The sequence below is a fragment of the Burkholderia sp. YHN3-13 genome (assembly GCF_055810675.1).
In genome coordinates this window covers 465,647-486,080 of sequence record NZ_JBVVNQ010000001.1, presented here as the reverse complement: position 1 = coordinate 486,080, position 20,434 = coordinate 465,647, and the positions used below count along the sequence as shown (strand labels likewise).

Genomic DNA, 20,434 nt, shown 5'->3' with positions numbered 1-20,434 from the left:
GGGCGGCGCGTGCTGCCCGCCCGGCCGACTGGAGAACCATCGATGAAAATTTCCGTGCTCGTTCCGACCTACCGGCGTCCCGCCGACCTCGCGCGCTGCCTGCTGGCGCTGCAGCGGCAGCAGCGGCTGCCCGACGAGGTGATCGTCGTCGCGCGCCCGGAGGATGACGCCACGCACGAGCGGCTCGCCGATCCGGCGGTCGGCGGCGCGCTGCCGCTGCGCGTCGTGCCGGTCGACGTGCCGGGGCAGGTCGCCGCGCTGAACAAGGGGCTCGATTCCGCGACCGGCGACATCGTGGCCATCACCGACGACGATGCGGCGCCGCATCGCGACTGGCTCGCCCGCGTCGAAGCGGTATTCGAGGCCGATCCGCGCGTGGGCGCGGTCGGCGGGCGCGACTGGGTCCACGAGAAAGGCCGCGTGCTCGACGAATCGCGCGAACGCGTCGGCCAGCTCACGCTGTCCGGCAAGATCGTCGGCAATCATCACCTCGGCGTCGGCGGCGCGCGCGAAGTCGACATGCTGAAAGGCGCGAACATGAGCTACCGCCGCGCCGCGATCGAGCGGCTGCGCTTCGACACGCGGCTGCGCGGCGCCGGTGCGCAGGTGCACAACGACATGGGCTTCAGCATGCGCGTGCAGCGCGACGGCTGGACGCTCGTCTACGACCCGGCGATCGCGGTCGATCATTTTCCGGCCGAGCGTTTCGACGACGACCGGCGCGATGCCGCGTCGCTGAATGCGATCAGCAACGGCGCGTACAACATGCACCTGATCCTGCGCGAGCACCTGCCGCCGCTGCGGCGCGAGATCGCGTGGTGGTGGTGGACGCTGGTCGGCACGCGCGTCTACCCGGGCTTCGCGCACGTGCTGCTGTCGCTGCATACGGCGAAGCGCGAGCGGATCCGCGAGCACTGGCGCGCGGTGCGCCGTGGCGCGCGCGATGCCCGCCGCGCGAACCTTGCCCCCCACCATGCGGCGATGCCGCCGGTGACGTCTTGAACGGCCCGCGCGCCTCGCGCGCGGCCACCCCCGGAGGGCTCGCATGACTGCAACGAACGTCCACGTCCATCTGTTTTACGGCGCCGATCCGCGTACCTACCGGAAAGGCGAGAACATCGGCTGCCTGTACGGCTATCACCACGCCGAATCCGACGAGTTCCGGCTGACCTATTCGCAGGACGGCGGCGAGAACCGCGTCGCCAGCCTTGCACGCCGCGCGCTGAAGGCGGCGCTCGGCTTCGACGTCGTGCATGCGTGGCGCAATCGCGCCGCGCTGCTGAACACCGACGTGATCTGGACGCATACGGAACAGGAGCATCTGGCGGCGGCGCTGGTCCTCAAGCTCGCCGGTACGCGGGGCAAGCGGCCGCTGCTGCTCGCGCAGAGCGTGTGGCTGTTCGACAAGTGGGACAGTTTCGGCGGTCCGCGCCGCTGGCTGTACCGCAAGCTGCTCAAGCGCGCCGACGCGCTGACCACGCTGGCGCGCGACAACGCCGAGCTGTGCCGTCGTTATCTCGGTCGCGAAGCCGAGTTCGTCTACTACGGGCTGAACACCCAGGATTTTCCGCCGGCCGAGCCGCGGCAGTGGACACCGAACCAGCCGCTGCGGATCGCGGCGATCGGCAACGACCGCGACCGCGACTGGCGCACGTTCCTCGCCGCGTTCGGCGGCGACGCGCGCTACGACGTGCGGCTCGCGACGCGCCGCCGCGTGCCGCGCGAGTGGCATGCGCCGAACGTGAAGATCGGCTCGGCGTCGGGGCTGGCGAAGCAGCACGAGCTGTACGCGTGGGCCGACGTGATCGTCGTGCCGTTGCGGCCGAATTTCCATGCGTCGGGTATCACCGTGATGCTCGAGGCGGCGGCCGTCGGCAAGCCGATGATCGTGTCCGATGTCGGCGGGCTCAGCGACTACTTCCCGCACGATACGGCCGCGTATGTGCCGGCGTTCGATGCACCGGCGATGCGCCAGGCCGCGGACCGCTTTGTCGCCGATCCGGCGGCGGCGCTCGATTGCGCGCGGGCCGCCGCCGCGTGCCTGCGCGATCGCGACCTGACCACGCAGGCGTTCGCCGAGCAGCACGTGCGGATCACGCGCGACATGCTGCGCCGGCGCCGCACGCCGGCCGCCGCGGGGCTGGCGATGCCGCTCGCCGATTCGCGCCCGTCGTCGCGGTGAGAGCGGATCGATGAGTACGATTGCCGCCGAGCGCGCACCGTCGCCCAAGCGCAGCCGGCTTCCCGAGCCGAAGCACTGGGTCGGGCAGGCCGCGCTGTGGTCCTTCACCGCCGCGCTGATCGCCGTGCATCAGGGCAAGGTGCTGACGCTCGCGTTTCCGGTGCTGGCCATCGCGGTCGGCTTCTGGCTGTATTTCAAGAGCCCGGCGCGCTATGTCGGCTTCATGTGGTGGGTGTGGTTCCTGAGCCCCGAGGTGCGGCGGCTGGCCGACTGGTCGAAGGGCGCGTTCACGCCGACGAGCCTGATCCAGGTCGCGCCGCTCGCGGTGACGATGATCGCCGGCTTCGGGCTGATTCGGCATTACCGCGTGCTCGCGCAGCGGCGCGGGATTCCCGTGCTGCTGATGCTGTTCGGGCTCGCGTATGCGTATCTCGTCGGGATCGTGTCGAGCGGCGTGATGGCCGCGACCTACGACCTGGCGAACTGGGTGTACCCGGTGCTGATCGGCTTTCACATCATGGTCAACGCGCGCGACTATCCCGAGTACCGCGACGTGCTGCTGTCCACGTTCATGTGGGGCATGCTGGTGATGGGCCTGTACGGCGTCGTGCAGTACTTCGTGATGCCGCAGTGGGACGTGCTGTGGATGATCGGGTCCGACATGGGCTCGCAGGGCGAGCCGGTGCCGTACGGCGTGCGCGTGTTCAGCACGATGAATTCGTCGGGGCCGTTCGCGTTCGCGATCATGGGCGCGCTGGTGTTCGTGTTCGCCGCGCCGCAGAAGATCCGCTGGTTCGCGGGGGCGGCCGGTTTCGTGTCGTTCGCGCTGTGTCTCGTGCGCTCGACGTGGGGCGGCTGGGTGATCGCGCTCGCGATCCAGCTCGCGCAGTCGAACAACCGCCTGCGGATGCGGATCCTCATCAGCGGCGTCGTGCTGGTCGGGCTGTGCGTGCCGCTCCTGACCGTCGGGCCGGTGGCCGACCGTCTCGGCGCGCGCCTGCAGTCGATCACGAACCTGAAGGACGACCGCAGCTACGACGACCGCAACAAGTTCTACGCCACCTTCGCGCAGACGGCGTTTACCGACGTCGCCGGCGAAGGAATGGGCGCGACGGGCGCATCCACGAAGCTGTCGAGCGACAGCGGCGAGCTCGGCAAGTACGGCAGCTTCGACAGCGGCGTGATGAACGTGCCGTTCGTGCTCGGCTGGCCCGGCACGCTGCTGTATCTCGCCGGCGTCGTGATGCTGTTCGGCCGCACACTGCGCGCGGCATTCCGGCTGCGCAAGGACAAGTTCGTCGGCGCGTGCCTGAGCCTGTGCCTGTCGACCTTCGCGATGCTCGTGTTCACGAACTCGCTGATCGGCACGGGCGGCCTGCTGATGTTCACAGCCATTTTTTCGATACTTGCCGCGGCGCACTGGCAAAAGGCACAGCGCCTGCTGGCCGCCGCGCGTTCACGGGGAGGCGACCATTGAGAATCGCGATCGTCACGCACGTCGTGCGACATAACGACGGGCAGGGCCGCGTCAATTACGAAATCGCGCGCGCGGCGCTGGCCGAAAACTACGAGGTCACGCTGGTCGCGTCGCATGTCGCGCCCGAGCTGCTGGCCGACCCGCGCGTGCGCTGGGTGCCCGTGAAGGTCGGCGGCTTCTGGCCGTCGAATCTCGTCAAGCAGCAGGTGTTCGCGCTGAAGAGCGCGGCCTGGCTGCGCGCGCATCGCGGCGAATACGACGTGCTGCACGTGAACGGCTTCATCTCGTGGATCAAGGCCGACGTGAATACCGCGCACTTCGTGCACGGCGGCTGGTTCAAGAGTCCGTACTATCCGTTCGGGCCGACGAAGGGCATCTGGTCGGCTTACCAGTACGTCTATACGCGCGTGAACACCACGCTCGAGCGCTGGGCATACCGGCGTTCGCGCGCGATCACGGCCGTGTCGCAGAAAGTGGCCGACGAGATTGCCGGGCTCGGCATCGACAGCCGCAAGATCAGCGTGATCTACAACGGCGTCGACGGCAGCGCGTTCGCGCACGCGCAGGCCGACCGCGCGGCGTTCAAGCTGCCGGACGACGCGTTCCTGCTGCTGTTCGTCGGCGACCTGCGCACGCCGCGCAAGAACCTCGGCACCGTGCTGAAGGCGCTGACGAAGCTGCCGGCGAACGTGCATCTGGCGGTGGCCGGCTATTTGCCCGGCAGCCCGTATCCGGAAGAGGCGCGCGCGCTCGGCATCGATGCGCGCGTGCATTTCCTCGGCCTCGTGAAAAACATGCCGACGCTGATGCGCTCGGTCGACGCGTATGTCTTTCCGTCGCGCTACGAAGCGATGAGCCTGTCGCTGCTGGAAGCGATGGCGGCCGGCTTGCCGGTCGTCACCGCGCGCACGGCGGGCGGCGCGGAGATCATCACGCGCGAATGCGGGATCGTGCTGGAGGATCCGGACGATCCGGCCGCGCTCGCGCAGGCGATCGGCTCGCTCGCGGCCTCGCGCGACACCTGTCGCGCGATGGGCGACGCGGCCCGCGAACTGATGACCCGTTTCGGCTGGGCGCACATGGGTGCCCAGTACGTCGCGCTTTACCGGCGCATCGGTCAACCCACGCAGCCGTCCGCCTTCGAGCGGGTCGAGCATGCAGTCACGCAGGAGCAGTCGTGATGTCCCAAACTTCCCGGCCGATCAAATCGTTGCAAATCGGCATGCACTGGTTCCCCGAACGCGCGGGCGGCCTCGACCGGATGTACTACTCGCTCGTCGGCGCGCTGCCGGGGGCCGGTGTCGAGGTGCGCGGGCTCGTTGCCGGCTCGCCGAAGGTCGCCGACGACACGGGCGGCGCGATCCAGGGCTTCGGTCCCGCGTCGGAGCCGCTCGCGCGCCGGATGCTCGCCGCGCGGCGCGCGCTGCGCGACGAGATCCGCAGCGAACGGCCGGACGTGATCTCGTCGCACTTCGCGCTGTACACGTTCCCGGGGCTCGACGTCACGCGCGGGATTCCGCAGGTGTCGCACTTCCAGGGGCCGTGGGCCGACGAAAGCCAGGTCGAGGGCGCGGCGTCGCTCGGGCAGCGCGCGAAGCGCTATCTCGAACAGGCCGTCTATACGCGCTCGTCGCGGCTGATCGTGCTGTCGCAGGCGTTCGGCCAGATCCTGACGAACCGCTACGGGATCGATCCGTCGCGCGTGCGCGTGATTCCCGGCTGCGTCGACACCGCGCAGTTCGATACGCCGCTGACGCCCGCCGAGGCGCGGCACAAGCTGCAGTTGCCGCAGGACCGGCCGATCGTGCTGGCCGTGCGCCGGCTCGTGCGGCGCATGGGGCTGGAGGACCTGATCGACGCGATCGGTCTCATCAAGCAACGCCACCCGGACGTGCTGCTGCTGATCGCCGGCAAGGGCAAGATCGGCGAGGAACTGCAGCAGCGCATCGACGCCGCCGGGCTGCAGGACAACGTGAAACTGCTCGGCTTCGTGCCCGACAACCATCTCGCGGCGCTGTACCGCGCGGCGACGGTCAGCGTCGTGCCGACGGTCGCCCTCGAGGGGTTCGGGCTGATCACCGTCGAATCGCTCGCGTCCGGCACGCCCGTGCTGGTGACGCCGGTCGGCGGGCTGCCGGAGGCGGTGGCCGGGCTGTCGAACGATCTCGTGCTGCCGTCGACGGGCGCCGATGCGATCGCGGAAGGGCTCGGCGGCGCACTGTCGGGTACGATCGCGCTGCCCGACGAGGCCGCATGCAAGCGCTACGCGCGTGACCATTTCGACAACGCGGTGATCGCGCGACGCGTCGCCGGCGTGTACGAAGAGGCGATCCAGGCGGCCGGCTGAACGCTCGCGGCGCGCAACTGGCGCGCCGACCAGGAAACCGGACCGGCGCAGGCACGTGGCCGGTGCGCGTGCCGGCCGCCCGACGCGGGCGCGCCGGCTTTTTTGCTCGATCCCGATGACCGGCGCGCATCACGCGCGCCTGAGCGTCGCGACCCATACGCCGAGCGCGGCGATGCTGACGGCCGCGCCGAGCACGCAGACGCCGGTCCATCCGGCGCGCGCATACATCATCGTCGACGCGATCGCACCGAGCCCGCTGCCGGCCGAGTAGAACAGCATGTAGCAGCCGACGAGGCGCGCGTGCGCATCGGGCCGCGCGCCGAGAATCATGCTCTGGTTGACGACGTGGACGGCCTGCCCGCCGACGTCGAGCAGCACGATGCCGACGATCAGCCACGCAATCGACGTGACGCCGAACGCGAGCGGCAGCCACGCACACGCGAGTAGCGCGAGCGCGGCGCCGGTCGTCGCTTCGCCGCGCCCGCGATCCGCGAGCCGGCCCGCGCGGGCGGCGGCCGCCGCGCCGAGTGCGCCGACGAGCCCGAATGCGCCGATCTGCGTATGCGACATCGCGTGCGGCGGCGCGCTCAGCGGCAGCACGAGCGCGCTCCAGAAGATGCTGAACGCCGCGAACATCAGCAGCGCGATCGCACCGCGCACGCGCAGCACGCGTTCATCGCGCAACAGCGACACCATCGACCGCAGCAGCGCCGCATAACCGATGCGCTCGCGCGGCGCGTCCGTGTCGGGCAACAGCCGCGACAGCACGGCGAGCATCGCGATCGCGAGCGCCCCCGACACGAGGTAGACGGCCCGCCAGCCGGCGAGATCGGTGACGACGCCGGCCAGCGAACGCGCGGCCAGCAGCCCGACCACGACGCCGCCTTGCGCGGCGCCCACCACGCGCCCGCGTTCGCCGGCGCCGGCGAGCGCGGCCGAGCACGCGATCAGCCCTTGCGTCATCGCGGTGCCGAGCAGCCCGACCGCGACCATCCCCGCGAGCAGCGCGATGCGCGTCGGCGACGCGGCGACGCCGATGCAGGCCGCCGTCAGCAGCAGAAGCTGCGCGGTGATCAGGCGCTTGCGGTTCAGCAGGTCGCCGAGCGGCACGACGAACAGCAGCGCGAGTGCGCAGCCGAGCTGCGTCGCGGTGATCACGCCGCCGACGGCGGCCTGCGACACACCGAAATCGCGCGCGATCGAATCGAGCAGCGGCTGCGCGTAGTAGACGTTCGCGACGCTCGCCGCACAGCAGACGGCCAGCAACGCGACGCGCGCCGAGGACAGGCGGCCGCCATCGGCCGCATGCGTTGCACGGGGCGGCACGTTCGATGCCGCGACGCCGGAATGACAGGAAGACTCCATGGGTTCCCTTGTGCAAAGTAGTTGCAAATTAAAACTGGTATGAAGTGTAGGAAAAGTAGTTTTAAAATGCAACTTGTTGTGCGGCGGGCGACGGGCCCGCGCACGGATGGCACGAGGGTGGAGAGGAACATGGCCAGGCAGAAAAGTCTTGCGGATTCGCCGTGCCCGGTGGCGCGGGCGACCGATATCGTCGGCGATCGCTGGGCGTTGCTGATCGTGCGCGATGCGTTCGACGGCGTGCGCCGGTTCGGCGATTTCCGCGCGAGCCTCGGCGTCGCGAGCAACATCCTGTCCGACCGGCTGAAGATGCTGGTGGACGCCGGCGTGTTCGACGTCGTGCCGGCGTCGGACGGCACCGCGTATCAGGAATACGCGCTGACGAAAAAGGGCGAAGGGTTGTTTCCGGTGATCGTGATGCTGCGGCAATGGGGCGAGGCGAACCTGTTCGCTCGCGGCGAGCCGCATTCGGTGCTGGTCGATCGCGGCACGGGGCGTGCGATCCGCAAGCTCGCGCTGCGCCACGAGGACGGCCGGCCCTTGAAGGCGGCCGAGACGGTCGTGAAGAAGACCGGCGACGAAGCGGGCGCGACACGGGGGTGAGCGCGCTGCGCGGCGGCCGGCCGGTCGGCTGGACTGCCGCGATCGTCGTTGACCGGAGCCGCGTCGCGATGACCCGTCCGCCGGATGCCGCGGGTTACCGGCGGCGGCTCCAGCGCGATCCCGGCGACGCGTGAGCACACGCGTTCAATCGGCCGCCGGCATTGCCCGATGCACGGGCGCCGCGCCGCGATGCGCATCGGGCCGCACGCGTGTCGCGAGCAGCGCGGCCGCGACCAGCAATGCGACCGATACGGCCGTTTCGATCCGCAATCCGTCCACGACCTGCCGCGCGCCGCCGCCGCTCGCGAGCGCGCCGAACGCCGCGACACCCATCGCGCCGCCGGCTTGCCGCGCGGTATTCAGCACGGCCGATGCGATGCCGGCCCGCTCGGGCGCGACCGACGCGAGCACGGCCGTCGTCATCGCGGGCACCGCGAACCCCATCCCCGACGGAATCAGCAGGAACGGCACGAGCAGCGCGGCGAGCGGCGTCGACGCATCGACGAAGTGCAGCGACCCGTAGCCGAGCGCGGCGACCAGTGCGCCCGCCAGCATCGGCCGTCGCGGGCCGTGACACGCGACGACGCGGCCGCTCGCGAGATTCGACAGCAGGAAGCCGCCCGTCAGCGGCAGGAACGCCAGGCCGGCCTGCAACGCCGTTTCGCCGCGCGCACGTTGCAGGTAGAGCGCCAGCACGAATACGGTGCCGTAGTACGTGAGGTTCACGCAGATCCCGAACAGCACGGCCGCGCTGAACGTGCGATGACGAAACAGCGACAGCGGCAGCATCGGCGTGGCCGTGCGCGATTCGATCGCGACGAAGGCGAGCGCGGCGAGCGCCGCGAATGCGAAGCCGCCGGCAACGATCGGGTGCGCGATGCCGAGCGGCCGCCATTCGATCACGGCGCCGGTCAGCGCGGTCAGCATCGCGATCGCGATGAGCTGGCCGCGCAGGTCGAGCGCGCGGACCGGGCGCGATGGCGCGGCCTGCGCGTGGCGTGCCGGCACCCAGGCCAACGTGGCGGCAAGCCCCGCCGCGCACAGCGGCAGGTTCACGAGGAAGATGCCGCGCCAGCCCCACGTGGCGGTCAGCAGGCCGCCGACCACCGGGCCGGCGGCGATCGAGACCGACCCGGCCGCCGTCCACCCGCCGACGGCCCGTGCGCGCAGGTGCGGGTCGTGCCGGCACGCGTCGTTCAGCAGCGCGAGCGAATTGGGCAGCATCGCTGCGGCGCCGATGCCCTGCCACGCACGGGCCGCGATCAGCATCGCGGGCGCGCGTGCGGCGCCGCACGCGAGCGACGCGAGTGCGAACAGCGCGAGGCCCGCGACGTACAGGCGGCGCGCGCCGAAGCGGTCCCCGAGCGCCCCGCCCGACAGCATCAGCACCGCGAACGCGAGCGTGTACGCATCGACGATCCACTGCAGCCCGGCGACCGGCAGATGCAGGTCCGCCGCGAGAGGCGCAAGCGCGATGTTGACGATCGTCACGTCGAGCTGCGTGACGACGAAACCGATGCTGACGGTCGCGACGACGCGGGCGAGCGCGGGCGGGAAAGCGGAGGCGGGGGTGGTCGTATCCATGCGTCCATCGTAGGACGCGGCGGACGGGCGATGTTTCAGCGGGAGGTGAAGCGTCGATACGCAGGCCGACGCGGCGGCGTCGTTCCTGCTACGCGCGTCGAGGCGTGTCCGGCGAGGCCGATGCGTTCAGTGCCGTTCGCCGCGCCAGCGTCCGGGCGCGACGCCGAAGCGCTTCGTGAACGCATGCGTGAACGTGCTCTGGTCCGCGAAGCCGACCATGCCCGCGATGTCGACGAGCGCATGCCGGCCGTCGGCGAGCAGCACGACCGCCGCGTCGAGCCGCAGCCGCTGCAGGTAGCGATGGGGCGTTTCGCCGAACGCTTCGACGAACAATTGATGGAACCGGCGCATCCCGTAACCGCAGTGCGCGGCGAGATCGGCGATGCGCAGCGGCTCCGCGAGCCGTGCGCGCAGCCAGCGGTCGATGCGCGCGAAATCGAGGCCCGACGCGGGCGCGGCGATGCCGGCGTCGTCGAGCAGCGCGTCGCACAGGCGCGCGGCGGCCTGCCACTGGAAGCGGTGCGCGGCGGCGTGCCGTGCGTCGCCGGCCGGCGCATCGTGTTGCACGGCGGCGGCCGCGACCTGCGCGACGAGCGACGTCAGCGCCGGGTCGATCGATACGGCGCGCGCCTGGTCGAACAGCCGCTGCGGCACCGCGAGCGATGCCGCGGGCAGGTCGATCACGAGCTGACGATTGTCGCCGAGGCCCGCGTAGTCGTGGCGCGCGCCGGCCGGAATCAGCCAGGCCGCGTGCCGGTCGATGCGCTGGCCGATCCCGTCCACCGCCATCACCATCGCGCCATCGACGCCGAGCACGACCTGGTGGAAGTCGTGCACGTCCGACGCTTCGCACGTGTCGTAGCGGCGCAGCGCGATGGCGGGGGAGGCGATGCGTTCCATCGGAAGGAAACGGCCGGGTGCGCGATCAGACGTCGAGCAGTTCGACTTCGAACACGAGCGTCGCATTCGGCGGAATCACGCCGCCTGCGCCGCGCGGGCCGTAGCCGAGTTGCGGCGGGATCGTCAGCCGGCGCACGCCGCCGACCTTCATGCCCTGCACGCCTTCGTCCCAGCCCTTGATGACCATGCCGCCGCCGAGCACGAACGCGAACGGGTCGTTGCGGTCCTTGCTCGAATCGAATTTCTGGCCGTCGGTCAGCCAGCCCGTGTAGTGGACGCTGACGGTCTTGCCGGCTTGCGCTTCCGTGCCGGTGCCTTCGGTCAGGTCTTCGTATTTGAGACCCGATTCGGTCGTGATGACAGACATGACTTCTCCTGAAAGAGGGTTGCGTAAAACCGCTATTGTAGGCGAGCGCGCCGCGGGCCGGCGCGGGTGGTTTTCGCGGCGCGGCGTGCGGTGCGGGAGCGGCGATGGACCATCCTCGCCGCGCTCGCCCGAAACACGATTGGAACGCGCGTTTGAATGGTTGCGCGGGCCGCCTCGCCGCGGTTGCACCACGCGGGTGCGCCATGCGTATGAATCGGCGTGGCTGCAGGGGCCGAGGTGCGTCGTGCGGCATCCGTCCGATGCCGCGAAATGCCCGCCCGACGGGGCTTTCAGGTCGCCGACAGCAGGCGCGGCCGGGCGTCATGCCTCGCGTGCCGGCTGGACGTCGCGTTCGAATCGCGGCTTGTCCCCACGCCGTTCGGGCGCCGTTTTTTCCGCCTGTTCGACCGTGCCCTGTTTGGAAGCGCGCATCTACCGCGCGGCTTGCGCGCGCCAGTGCGGGCGGCCTATCTTTACATTTGTCGATGTCAAGATTTTGGCGGCGCGCGACGCGCCGCCCGGGCCTGCGCCGGCCGCGTCGGATGACGCGCCGCGCCGCGCCGGAACCAGGAGAACCATGAACATGAAGTCAGCCGCTTCCGCCACCGCAGCCGGGATCATGCCGGTGCGCCGCGACCTGCGCTTCGACCTGCCGGTCGAACGCGCGAAGGACTGGCATGGCCTCGGGTCGCACGTGACCCATTTCTTCAACGCGCTGTCGCTGCTGTTTCCGGCCGGCGAGCGCTTCTTCATGGATTCGGTGCGCAACTACCGCGACCGGATCGACGATCCCGTGCTGAAGCAGCAGGTGCTCGGTTTCATCGGCCAGGAGGCGATGCACACGCGCGAGCACATCGAATACAACGAACTGATGCAGGCGAACCGCCTGCCCGCGCGCAAGCTCGACAAGCGCGTCTGGACGGTGCTGGCCTTCATGAAGCGCAAGCTGCCGCACTCGGTGCAGCTCGCGCATACGGTTGCGGCGGAGCACTACACGGCGATGCTCGCCGACTGGCTGCTGCGCGACCCGACGCGCCTGGATGGCTCGGTCGAAGGCTACCGCCAGATGTGGATCTGGCATGCGCTCGAGGAAACCGAGCACAAGGCCGTGTCGTTCGATGTGTGGAATACCGTGATGAAGCCGGGGCCGCGCCGCTATCTGATCCGCATCGGCGTGTATCTGCTGACGACGCTCACGTTCTGGCCGACCGTGTTCCTGATGCACGCGACGCTGCTGTGGCGCGATCGCGGCGCCGGTCATCACGTGCGCGGCATGCTGCGGATGATCGCGTTCCTGTACGGGCCGCGCCGCGGCCTGTTCCCGCGCATCGCGGGCGAATGGCTGAGCTTTTTCCGGCCGGGCTTCCATCCGTGGGATCACGACAACCATCACCATCTCGCGCGCGTCGACGCGCTCGCCGCCACCTACGGCGAACCGGCCGGCGCGCCCGCCGGGCGCGGCCGCGCGAACGCGCCGGCATCGCTCGCGTCGGGCCGCTGACACGACCCGCCGCGCGGCGCATGTTGCGTTCCTGCATCAACCGGCTTCCTATGACGATTGACCGAAGTCAACGGGAACCGGTTGCGCGGGCGCATGCGTGGCCGGCCGGCCGATTTCGCCTACCCGTGCCGGCCTGCCGATCCGGTCTGCACGGCATCGTACGCAAACGCCGTGCGCCAGCACCGGCGCGGCTCGGCGCCCGGCGCGCCCGCCTGTTTCGGGGTCTCGCCGCGCGCGCCACCGGGATAACACCCATCTAGTCGCCCGCCTGCCGCATCGATATACCGTTCATGACGGCGCCCACCTCGCGCGCGATTCGTGCGCGGGGGGATTTTATTCGGACGGAAATGCGGCCAATATGTCGGTTCAATCGTGGTCCGTCGGAGACGGCGGCGAGCCGGCGCACGATACCAACGCCAAGCGGGGAACAACGATGGTTGCAAGGTCACCCGACGCAAACGGGCAGGCGGCGCCCGAGATGACGGATGTAGCCGTCACCGCTCCCGAGGCCGGACGCAAGCTGTTCGCGATCATGCGGACGCCCGACGAGCCGCTGCTGGCGCAACTGCGCGGGCTCGGCTGGGAGATCGCGGTCGCGAAGACGGCCGGCGCCGCGCAGAACATGACCTCCGGCATGAGCGTCGCGGCCGGGCTGGTCGATTTCACGGGCTTCACGTCGCGCGACTATCCGGCGCTGAAAGCGTGCCTGAGCCAGCCGGCGATCGGCTGGATATCCATCGCGCAGGCCGGCATCACGATCAGCCCTGCCGTGCGCGAACTGATCCGCAGCTATTGTTTCGACTACGTCACGCTGCCGCTGCCCTACGAGTGGATTTCGCACGTGCTCGGTCATGCGCGCGGGATGGCCGCGCTCGATCGCGTCGATGGCGCGGCCTACGCGGCGTCGATCGGCGAACACGGGATGATCGGCAACTGCGAGGCGATGCAGCAGCTGTTCAGCACGATCCGCAAGGTCGCGAAGACCGATGCGAGCGTGTTCATCTCGGGAGAGTCGGGCACCGGCAAGGAGTTGACGGCGCTCGCGATTCACGAGCGCTCCGGCCGCGGCAAGGGGCCATTCGTCGCGATCAATTGCGGTGCGATTCCGCATCACCTGCTGCAGTCGGAGCTGTTCGGCTACGAGCGCGGCGCATTCACCGGCGCGAACCAGCGGCGCGCGGGCCGGATCGAATCGGCGAACGGCGGCACGCTGTTTCTCGACGAGATCGGCGACATGCCGGTCGAGAGCCAGGCAAGCCTGCTGCGCTTCCTGCAGGAAGGGAAGATCGAGCGGCTCGGCGGGCAGGAATCGATCGCGGTCGACGTGCGGATCATCTCGGCCACGCACGTGGATCTCGACGGTGCGGTCGAGGCCGGGCGCTTCCGCGCGGATCTCTATCACCGGCTGTGCGTGCTGCGCATCCACGAGCCGCCGCTGCGCGCGCGCGGCAAGGACATCGATATCCTCGCGCACTACGTGCTGCAGAAATTCAAGTCCGACAGCGGTCGCAAGATCAGCGGCTTCACATCGGCCGCGCTCGATGCGATGCGTCGCTACGAATGGCCCGGCAACGTGCGCGAGCTGATCAACCGTGTGCGGCGCGCGATCGTGATGGCCGAGAGCCGGCTGCTGACGCCGCACGATCTCGGGCTCGACACACCCGGCGAAACCGAGCCCGTGACGCTCGAACAGGCGAGGGCGCTCGCCGAGCGCACCGCGATCGAGAATGCGCTGCTGCGCAACGATCACCGGATCAACAAGGCTGCGGCCGAACTCGGCATCTCGCGTGTGACGCTCTACCGGATGATGATCGAGCACGGGCTGAACGATCACGACAACAACGGCGGAAACGGCGACAACGGCGGGCACGACGGCGCGCCGTCCGGCGACGCGGGGCATCAGCGGGTCGGCTGAGGCCGGCGCCGGTGCCGCACGCACGTAGCGATTGTCGCGTGCCGCCGGGCGATCGTCCGTTCGGCACTTGCCGATTCGTCCCGCCGACCGGCATGTAAAGCGCATGAAACATTTCGCCTCGGCAACCGGGCGAATTCTCGCGGGAAACCGGGCTGAACGGGCCGGCACGTGTCGGTAAAAACGCCGCGCTCCATTGTTCAGCCTTATCCCGCAAGGGTGGGCCGCGACCGGTCCGACGCGTGCCGCGCGCCGCATGTTTCAGATTCGCAACTTCCGCCCATCCGCCCCCGTTCCGGTTGCCTGTCGGCCGCGCCAAACCCTTGCCCGGACAGGCGCGCGCGCGGCTGGCCCGCTCCTTGCGAAGAGTGTCGTGCGACAGTCGACGACGCGAGGTCCGGCCGGTTCCAGCGGCCTGGACGCACTCCGCGGGGATGCGGCGGCGGAGCGCGGCACGGCAGCCGCGTTCCGGCGGGCACGGAACGTCTTCGGCCGATCGTCGGGGCACCGGCAGGGTCCGGTTGCCGGAATAAACATCACACTGCAAACGGGGTAGAAAAATGAACGATCGCCACACGCCGCGGCCGGCAGGCCGCGATCGCAGTGATGCGGGGCATCGCCGGTCGAACGTCGCACTTGCAGCCGGCCGGCATGCGTCGACAGGCCATCTCTCCGCGCCCGGGGCGAGGCGGATCCGGCTGGTTGCCGGTCATCCGCGCCGGGTCGGTACTTTCCTGCACGCCAACCCGAGTCGCATGGGCATGTGCGCACGGGCGCCGATACCGCGGCGCCCGATCTTCGCCTATTGATTCGCGCAGCACCGCATCCGTTCGCGTGGCCGGTCGTTCCTTGATCAATCGATCTGCAATCCGAACGATGTGCGAGGTGACGCGCCGCGTGCGCGACGCAAGACGAGCAGCATTCGATGCAACGGCGAGCCGCGCGGTGCCGTTGCCATCCGGTTAAAGGGGAGGGGCGGTCGGACGCGCGCGACGGGAAGTGGTACCCGTACGCGCGCGACGCCGTTTCAGCCGCCGTAGATGTCGAAGTCGAAGTACTTCGACGCGAGCCGCTTGTAGGTGCCGTCCTTGACCATGTCGGCGATCGCGCGATCGATCTTCGCCTTCAGGTCGGTGTCTTCCTTGCGCAGCCCGATGCCGGCGCCGATGCCGAGCACTTTCTCGTCGACGAGTTCGGGACCGACGAACGTGTAGTTCGCGCCGCGCGGCGACTTCAGGAACCCGATCGCGGCCTGCACTTCATCCTGGAGCGCCGCGTCGAGGCGGCCCGACGTCAGGTCCGCGTACACGCCGTCCTGGTTCTGGTACGACACGACGTTCGCGCCTTGCTTGCCCCAGTACGCCTTCGCATACGTCTCCTGCGTCGTGCCCTGCTCGACGCCGATCGACTTGCCCTTCAGCGATTCGGCCGTCGGCAGCAGCGGCGAGCCCTTCTTCACGACGAGCCGGGTCGGCTGGTTGTAGATCTTGGTCGTGAAGCCGATCTGCTCCGCGCGCTGCGGCGTGATCGACATCGACGACAGCACCGCGTCGAACTTCTTCGCCTTCAGCGCCGGAATCATCCCGTCGAAATCGTTCTCGAGCCACACGCACTTTGCCTTCAGGCGCGCGCAGATCTCGTTGCCGAGGTCGATGTCGAAGCCGACGAGCTTGCCGTCGGGCGCCTTCGACTCGAACGGCGCATAGCTGGCGTCGGTGCCGAAGCGGATCGTGGTCCAGTCCTTCGCGACGGCGGGGCCTGCGGATACCGCGAGCAGGGCGATCGAAACAGCGGCAATCAGTCTCTTCATGGTGCGTTCCTTGGCGGGTGCTTCCGGGTTCTGTGCGACACGGTTCTTACGGATACGGGCCGCGTCCGGGCGCGGTGTCCGCACGGCCATTAACGCAGAAAATAAAATAAGAGTCCAGAATGGACAAAAAATATCATTTTGTCTCAAACCATCGCCGGTCGACGGGTGTCGACCCTTGCAAAAATACGAAAATGGACTAATCTTGTTAGTAAATTCGTTTCGAGACTAACGATCATGTCACAGCCCGCCTACGATTCGCATTCCGCCCCGCCGCAGGCCTCGGTCGCGCAGATGTCGGCGGCCGGCCTGCGTGCGTTTTTCAACATCGCGCGCGACTGGGAACTGACGATCGACGAGCAGATCGTGCTGCTCGGATCGCCCGGCCGTTCGACGTTCTTCAAGTGGAAGGCCGCGCCGGAATCGGCGAGGCTGCCGCGCGACACGCTCGAGCGGCTGTCGCTGCTGCTCGGCATCTACAAGGCGCTGCAGATCCTGTTGCCGCAGCCCGCCGCGGCCGACGCATGGGTCAAGCGGCCCAACGACGCGGCGCCGTTCGGCGGCAAGCGCGCACTCGACCGGATGCTCGCCGGCAACGTCGGCGATCTGGTCGCCGTCCGGCAATATCTCGACGCGATGCGAGGTGGCTGGGCGTGACGATGCCGATCGAGACACAACAATGGCCCACGACCACGGTCGACTGGGTGCCTGCCTACCGAGTCATCCCCACCCGTTTCCCGGCGATCAACCTGTTCGACCGCGTGGCATCGGCGGACGATTTCGACGCGCTGTACGCGCTCGAATCGTTGACCAATGACCGCATCCGCAACGAAATCGGCGCACTCGATCTCGTGCCGCCCGCCGAGCGCCGCTACGGGCTGGGCTGGGGGCCGATCATGGCCGCCTTCACGCACCTGAATCCGCAGGGCAGCCGCTTTTCCGACGGCAGCTACGGCGTGTTCTACTGCACCCGTTCACGCGATACGGCGATCGCCGAAACGCGCTACCACAGCGCGCTGTTCCTGGCCGCGACGAAGGAACCGCCGATGCGCCAGCAGATGCGGCTCTACACGGTGATCGCGCAAGGCAGCGTGGTCGACGTGCGCACGTGGCCGCAGCGCGATCCGGCCTTGCTGCATCCGCTCGACTACGGCGCGGGGCAGGCGTTCGGCCGCGCGGTGCGCAACGCGGGCGGCGCGGGGATCGTCTATCCGTCGGTGCGCGACCCGCGCGGCGAATGCCTGGCCGCGTTTCGCACCGCGCTGCTGCGCGATTGCCATCACGCGGCCTATCTCGAATACAACTGGAACGGCTCGGTTGTCGACGCGGTGTTCGAGCTGAACCAGGTCGGCTAGCGTTCGCCGCTTCGCGAGCCGTTCCGGCACGAAGGCGCGAACGCGTTACGGCAACGGCCAGTCGCCCGCATGGCGCTCGCGCGCCTCGGCCTGCGTCATCGACCACGTGCTGCCGGTACGCGGCTCGGCGAGCGTGAGCCGACCGGACGGTGCGAACGCACCTGTGTCGATGAACCATTGCGCACCGATCCGCTGCGGCGCACGCACGGGCGTATGCCCGGTGCAGGTCAGTGACAGCCCCGCCTGCCGCGCCGGATCGGCGAGCCCCTGGACGAGATCGCGGCCCCAGATCAACCGCTCGCGCACGTCGTGCGAGTAGCTGCCGGCATCGAGGTCGGCGTCCGAGCCGAAGAATTCCGCATGCAGCACGTTGAAGCGTCCGGGGCCGTCGCCGATCACGCGCACCAGCGGCAGCGCGTCGACACGCGCCGCATGCGCGTGCAGCCGCTCCGGTGGCAGGTCGGCGCCCCAGTCGCCGCCGATTCCGCGCCACGCATCGGGCGACAGCTTGCCGCGCGACACGAGGCTCAGCACTTCCTCGTGGTTGCCGCGCACGACATGGCACCACGGGCGGTCGAGCAGGTCGAGCGCGGTTTCGGAGGCCGGGCCGCGATCGACCAGGTCGCCGACCGAGAACAGGCGGTCGCGGGCCGGATCGAAGCGGATGTCGTGCAGCAGCGCGCGCAGCACGTCCACGCACCCGTGCAGGTCGCCGACGACGAAGTCGCGGCCGGCGGCGTTCGCGGGGTGGCAGCAGAGGGGGGCGGTGGCGGTCATCCCCTCATCTTAGGCGCTCCTGCCCATCGCCACGTCACGAGGGAATGGCGATAATCGGGGCGCGGCACCCGCCCGAGGCGCAGCGGGCCGTCCCGCGCGCCGTTCGAATCCTTTCCATCCGCTTTCGGAATCACACGATGACGCTTTATCCGCAGGTATTACGCAACCGGCCGCGCATGGTCGCGGCATTCGTCGCAGGCGTGCTGTGCGCGGTGCTGCTGCCGTTTGCGCTGCGCCCGGCCGTGCGTGCGCTGATCGGCTGGGATTGCGCGATCTGGCTGTATCTCGTGCTGATGTGGGTGCGCATGGTCACCGCGCACCATCACAAGGTGCGCGAAGTCGCGATCCGCGAAGACGAAAACGCGACGACCGTGCTGACCGTCGTGTGCTCCGCGACCGTCGCGAGCGTCGCCGCGATCGCGATCGAACTGGCCACGGCCAAGAGCGTGGGCTTCAGCGCGGGGCTCAGTCACTACGCGATCACGGCTGCGACGCTGTTCGGCGCGTGGTTCCTGATTCCGACGATCTTCACGCTGCACTACGCGCGGCTCTATTACGGTTCGCCGGGCAACGATCGCGCGCTGCGCTTTCCGGACCGCAACCCCGAGCCCGATTACTGGGATTTCCTGTATTTCGCGTTCACGATCGCGGTCGCGTCGCAAACGGCCGACGTGTCGCTCGCGAACCGTTCCGCGCGGCGCTCGGTGCTCGCGCAGTCGATCCTGTCGTTCTACTTCAACATGGCCGTGCTCGGGCTGTCGATCAACGTCGCGGCCGGCCTGCTGAGCTGACGCCGCTTACTTGAGCAGGTCGTACGGGCCGCCGCGCTCCAGCGCCCGCTGGTACGCCGGCCGTGCGTGGATCGCGTCGAGGAAGCGCGCGATCGCGGGATACCGGTTGCCGCCGCCGCGTGCGGTCGCGGCTTCGAGCGGGAAGCTCATCTGGATGTCGGCCGCGCTGAAGCTGTCGCCGACGAACCAGCCGGTGCGTTGCAGCGCGCCGTCGACATGGCCGAGATGCAGCGCGATCTGCGGATCGACGAAGCCCGACTGCAGCGTGTCGGCGATCTTGCGTGCGATCGGCCGCGCGAAGAACGGCATCGGTGCCTGGGCGATCCGCAAGGCGACGAGCTTGAGCAGCAGCGGCGGCATCGCCGACCCTTCCGCGTAGTGCAGCCAGTACGTGTAGTCGTGCCGCTCGGGCGTGCCGGGCGGCGGCGCGAGACGCCCGTTGCCGTAGCGTTCGGCGAGGTACTCGATGATCGCACCCGATTCGGCGAACGTGCGGCCGTCGTCGGTGACGACCGGCGACTTGCCGAGCGGATGGATCGCGCGCAGTTCGGGCGGCGCGAGCATCGTTTTCGGATCGCGCGCGTAGCGCACGATTTCGTACGGTACATCCAGTTCTTCGAGCAGCCAGAGCACGCGCTGCGAGCGCGAGTTGTTCAGGTGATGGACGGTGAGCATGTCGAGGTCGGAAGGGGACGGAACCGACATCATACCCAGCGCGCGCGGCACGCACGCGCATCCGGTCGCACGCCGTGCCGAACCGCTATGCGCGCCGCACCGCGACCCACGCGCCCCAGAACAGGCTCGCGAAAAAGCGCAGCGGCGCATCGAAGCCCGCATCGCGCAGCAGGGCGAACACGGCTTCTTCGGTGGCCGGCGGATCGGCGCCCTGCAGGATCTTCGCGAGTTGCACGCGCACGGCGTCGGGCGTGGCGCCCTTCATGCGCCAGCGTTGCTGCCACGCGTCGAGCAGGCGAGGGTGGTCCGCGTAACGGCGATGGTTGCCGGCCAGCACGAGCGGCGCGCCGGGTTTCAGGCGCCGCGCGATCGCGTGCAGCAACGCGGCCTTCGCCGCGTCCCCCGGCACGTGATGCAGCACGCCGATCAGCGTGGCGCCGTCGAATGCGGGGGCATCGGGCAGTGCATCGACGCCGTCCTCGACGAATGCCGTGCGCGACCCGAAGCCCGCGGCCTCGACGTTCGAACGCGCAAGCGCCAGCATCGGCGCGGACGGGTCGATGGCCGTGAATTGCCAGCCCGGTTCGAGCGCGGCGGCCACGCAGATTTCCTGGCCCGTGCCGCCCGCGCCCGCGACGAGGATCCGCGCATCGGTCGCTCCGATCGTCGACGCGAGCATGCAGGCGGTGAGTTCGTGACACGCATCGTAGCCGGCGAGCGCGATGCGCGATTGCGCGGCATAGTCCTGCGCGCGCGAGGGATCGAATTTCGCGGCACTGGCGGGAAGCGACATG

19 protein-coding genes are annotated in these 20,434 nt (G+C 69.3%); 11 read left to right on the top strand and 8 right to left on the bottom strand.

The window, feature by feature from the left end; all coding sequences use genetic code 11:
• The first annotated feature begins 42 nt into the window (after window positions 1–42).
• Genes AC0KUR_RS02085 through AC0KUR_RS02065 form a run of 5 tightly spaced genes read left to right on the top strand, consistent with a single transcriptional unit; the run spans window position 43 to window position 6,006 of the window.
• On the top strand, window positions 43–1,002 hold the full coding sequence (locus tag AC0KUR_RS02085; RefSeq protein WP_059558447.1) for a glycosyltransferase family 2 protein: 960 nt from the start codon (window positions 43–45) through the stop codon (window positions 1,000–1,002).
• Between the two features lie 43 nt (window positions 1,003–1,045).
• Window positions 1,046–2,182: a glycosyltransferase family 4 protein gene (locus AC0KUR_RS02080; RefSeq protein ID WP_034185700.1), complete on the top strand. Its 1,137-nt coding sequence runs from the start codon at window positions 1,046–1,048 to the stop codon at window positions 2,180–2,182.
• 10 nt (window positions 2,183–2,192) lie between these two features.
• Window positions 2,193–3,659, top strand: coding sequence for an O-antigen ligase family protein (locus AC0KUR_RS02075; protein WP_034185701.1), 1,467 nt, complete (start codon window positions 2,193–2,195; stop codon window positions 3,657–3,659).
• Window positions 3,656–4,840 (top strand): glycosyltransferase family 4 protein, encoded by a 1,185-nt coding sequence (locus AC0KUR_RS02070; protein ID WP_034185702.1) that lies wholly within the window; start codon window positions 3,656–3,658, stop codon window positions 4,838–4,840. The genes AC0KUR_RS02075 and AC0KUR_RS02070 overlap by 4 nt, the downstream gene beginning before the upstream one ends.
• Window positions 4,840–6,006: a glycosyltransferase family 4 protein gene (locus tag AC0KUR_RS02065; RefSeq protein ID WP_034185968.1), complete on the top strand. Its 1,167-nt coding sequence runs from the start codon at window positions 4,840–4,842 to the stop codon at window positions 6,004–6,006. The genes AC0KUR_RS02070 and AC0KUR_RS02065 overlap by 1 nt, the downstream gene beginning before the upstream one ends.
• 129 nt (window positions 6,007–6,135) lie before the next feature.
• On the opposite strand, the gene AC0KUR_RS02060 is transcribed toward AC0KUR_RS02065, so the two are convergent.
• Window positions 6,136–7,371 carry an MFS transporter gene (locus tag AC0KUR_RS02060; RefSeq protein ID WP_473375275.1) on the bottom strand — a complete coding sequence of 412 codons (1,236 nt, stop codon included), beginning with the start codon at window positions 7,369–7,371 and terminating at the stop codon, window positions 6,136–6,138.
• Window positions 7,372–7,500: 129 nt separating this feature from the next.
• Here AC0KUR_RS02060 and AC0KUR_RS02055 point away from each other — a divergent pair, with 129 nt between their 5' ends.
• A complete protein-coding gene (locus AC0KUR_RS02055) occupies window positions 7,501–7,971 on the top strand; it encodes a winged helix-turn-helix transcriptional regulator (RefSeq protein ID WP_473375274.1) in 471 nt (156 codons plus the stop codon).
• Between the two features lie 144 nt (window positions 7,972–8,115).
• Here the strand turns inward: AC0KUR_RS02055 and AC0KUR_RS02050 are convergent, their stop codons facing one another.
• From AC0KUR_RS02050 to AC0KUR_RS02040, 3 genes are all read right to left on the bottom strand, one after another.
• Window positions 8,116–9,555 (bottom strand): MFS transporter, encoded by a 1,440-nt coding sequence (locus AC0KUR_RS02050; protein ID WP_473375273.1) that lies wholly within the window; start codon window positions 9,553–9,555, stop codon window positions 8,116–8,118.
• Between the two features lie 126 nt (window positions 9,556–9,681).
• A complete protein-coding gene (locus tag AC0KUR_RS02045; RefSeq protein WP_034185705.1) occupies window positions 9,682–10,455 on the bottom strand; it encodes a helix-turn-helix transcriptional regulator in 774 nt (257 codons plus the stop codon).
• A 25-nt stretch (window positions 10,456–10,480) separates the two neighbouring features.
• Window positions 10,481–10,822 carry an FKBP-type peptidyl-prolyl cis-trans isomerase gene (locus tag AC0KUR_RS02040; RefSeq protein WP_034185706.1) on the bottom strand — a complete coding sequence of 114 codons (342 nt, stop codon included), beginning with the start codon at window positions 10,820–10,822 and terminating at the stop codon, window positions 10,481–10,483.
• Between the two features lie 583 nt (window positions 10,823–11,405).
• Between AC0KUR_RS02040 and AC0KUR_RS02035 the strand changes: the two genes are divergently transcribed.
• Window positions 11,406–12,323, top strand: a complete 918-nt coding sequence (locus tag AC0KUR_RS02035) for a metal-dependent hydrolase (protein ID WP_034185970.1) — start codon at window positions 11,406–11,408, stop codon at window positions 12,321–12,323.
• A gap of 433 nt (window positions 12,324–12,756) precedes the next feature.
• Entirely contained in the window at window positions 12,757–14,238 is a 1,482-nt protein-coding gene (locus AC0KUR_RS02030) for a sigma-54 dependent transcriptional regulator (protein WP_034185707.1), read from the top strand.
• Between the two features lie 1,024 nt (window positions 14,239–15,262).
• Here the strand turns inward: AC0KUR_RS02030 and AC0KUR_RS02025 are convergent.
• The gene (locus tag AC0KUR_RS02025) at window positions 15,263–16,045 is read right to left on the bottom strand and encodes an ABC transporter substrate-binding protein (protein ID WP_034185708.1); all 783 of its coding nucleotides are present in this window, start codon (window positions 16,043–16,045) and stop codon (window positions 15,263–15,265) included.
• 234 nt (window positions 16,046–16,279) lie between these two features.
• On the opposite strand from AC0KUR_RS02025, the gene AC0KUR_RS02020 reads away from it, so the two are divergent.
• Window positions 16,280–16,699 carry an MbcA/ParS/Xre antitoxin family protein gene (locus AC0KUR_RS02020; RefSeq protein WP_049032081.1) on the top strand — a complete coding sequence of 140 codons (420 nt, stop codon included), beginning with the start codon at window positions 16,280–16,282 and terminating at the stop codon, window positions 16,697–16,699.
• A 2-nt stretch (window positions 16,700–16,701) separates the two neighbouring features.
• Window positions 16,702–17,397 carry an RES family NAD+ phosphorylase gene (locus tag AC0KUR_RS02015; protein ID WP_080287698.1) on the top strand — a complete coding sequence of 232 codons (696 nt, stop codon included), beginning with the start codon at window positions 16,702–16,704 and terminating at the stop codon, window positions 17,395–17,397.
• A gap of 45 nt (window positions 17,398–17,442) precedes the next feature.
• Here the strand turns inward: AC0KUR_RS02015 and AC0KUR_RS02010 are convergent, their stop codons facing one another.
• A complete protein-coding gene (locus AC0KUR_RS02010; RefSeq protein ID WP_124668815.1) occupies window positions 17,443–18,174 on the bottom strand; it encodes a metallophosphoesterase in 732 nt (243 codons plus the stop codon).
• Between the two features lie 137 nt (window positions 18,175–18,311).
• Between AC0KUR_RS02010 and AC0KUR_RS02005 the strand changes: the two genes are divergently transcribed.
• Window positions 18,312–18,965, top strand: a complete 654-nt coding sequence (locus AC0KUR_RS02005) for a DUF1345 domain-containing protein (protein WP_034185712.1) — start codon at window positions 18,312–18,314, stop codon at window positions 18,963–18,965.
• 6 nt (window positions 18,966–18,971) lie between these two features.
• Here the strand turns inward: AC0KUR_RS02005 and AC0KUR_RS02000 are convergent, their stop codons facing one another.
• On the bottom strand, window positions 18,972–19,640 hold the full coding sequence (locus tag AC0KUR_RS02000) for a glutathione S-transferase (RefSeq protein ID WP_049033432.1): 669 nt from the start codon (window positions 19,638–19,640) through the stop codon (window positions 18,972–18,974).
• Between the two features lie 85 nt (window positions 19,641–19,725).
• Entirely contained in the window at window positions 19,726–20,433 is a 708-nt protein-coding gene (locus tag AC0KUR_RS01995) for a class I SAM-dependent methyltransferase (RefSeq protein ID WP_473375272.1), read from the bottom strand.
• Window position 20,434 lies beyond the last annotated feature (1 nt).

Excerpts from the sequence above, each read along its gene's own strand:
- AC0KUR_RS02085 (WP_059558447.1), top strand. The coding sequence starts at position 43 with ATGAAAATTTCCGTGCTCGTTCCGACCTACCGGCGTCCCGCCGACCTC.
- AC0KUR_RS02080 (WP_034185700.1), top strand. The coding sequence starts at position 1,046 with ATGACTGCAACGAACGTCCACGTCCATCTGTTTTACGGCGCCGATCCG.
- AC0KUR_RS02075 (WP_034185701.1), top strand. The coding sequence starts at position 2,193 with ATGAGTACGATTGCCGCCGAGCGCGCACCGTCGCCCAAGCGCAGCCGG.
- AC0KUR_RS02065 (WP_034185968.1), top strand. The coding sequence starts at position 4,840 with ATGTCCCAAACTTCCCGGCCGATCAAATCGTTGCAAATCGGCATGCAC.
- AC0KUR_RS02060 (WP_473375275.1), bottom strand. The coding sequence starts at position 7,371 with ATGGAGTCTTCCTGTCATTCCGGCGTCGCGGCATCGAACGTGCCGCCC.
- AC0KUR_RS02055 (WP_473375274.1), top strand. The coding sequence starts at position 7,501 with ATGGCCAGGCAGAAAAGTCTTGCGGATTCGCCGTGCCCGGTGGCGCGG.
- AC0KUR_RS02050 (WP_473375273.1), bottom strand. The coding sequence starts at position 9,555 with ATGGATACGACCACCCCCGCCTCCGCTTTCCCGCCCGCGCTCGCCCGC.
- AC0KUR_RS02045 (WP_034185705.1), bottom strand. The coding sequence starts at position 10,455 with ATGGAACGCATCGCCTCCCCCGCCATCGCGCTGCGCCGCTACGACACG.
- AC0KUR_RS02040 (WP_034185706.1), bottom strand. The coding sequence starts at position 10,822 with ATGTCTGTCATCACGACCGAATCGGGTCTCAAATACGAAGACCTGACC.
- AC0KUR_RS02035 (WP_034185970.1), top strand. The coding sequence starts at position 11,406 with ATGAAGTCAGCCGCTTCCGCCACCGCAGCCGGGATCATGCCGGTGCGC.
- AC0KUR_RS02030 (WP_034185707.1), top strand. The coding sequence starts at position 12,757 with ATGGTTGCAAGGTCACCCGACGCAAACGGGCAGGCGGCGCCCGAGATG.
- AC0KUR_RS02025 (WP_034185708.1), bottom strand. The coding sequence starts at position 16,045 with ATGAAGAGACTGATTGCCGCTGTTTCGATCGCCCTGCTCGCGGTATCC.
- AC0KUR_RS02020 (WP_049032081.1), top strand. The coding sequence starts at position 16,280 with ATGTCACAGCCCGCCTACGATTCGCATTCCGCCCCGCCGCAGGCCTCG.
- AC0KUR_RS02015 (WP_080287698.1), top strand. The coding sequence starts at position 16,702 with ATGCCGATCGAGACACAACAATGGCCCACGACCACGGTCGACTGGGTG.
- AC0KUR_RS02010 (WP_124668815.1), bottom strand. The coding sequence starts at position 18,174 with ATGACCGCCACCGCCCCCCTCTGCTGCCACCCCGCGAACGCCGCCGGC.
- AC0KUR_RS02005 (WP_034185712.1), top strand. The coding sequence starts at position 18,312 with ATGACGCTTTATCCGCAGGTATTACGCAACCGGCCGCGCATGGTCGCG.
- AC0KUR_RS02000 (WP_049033432.1), bottom strand. The coding sequence starts at position 19,640 with ATGCTCACCGTCCATCACCTGAACAACTCGCGCTCGCAGCGCGTGCTC.
- AC0KUR_RS01995 (WP_473375272.1), bottom strand. The coding sequence starts at position 20,433 with ATGTCGCTTCCCGCCAGTGCCGCGAAATTCGATCCCTCGCGCGCGCAG.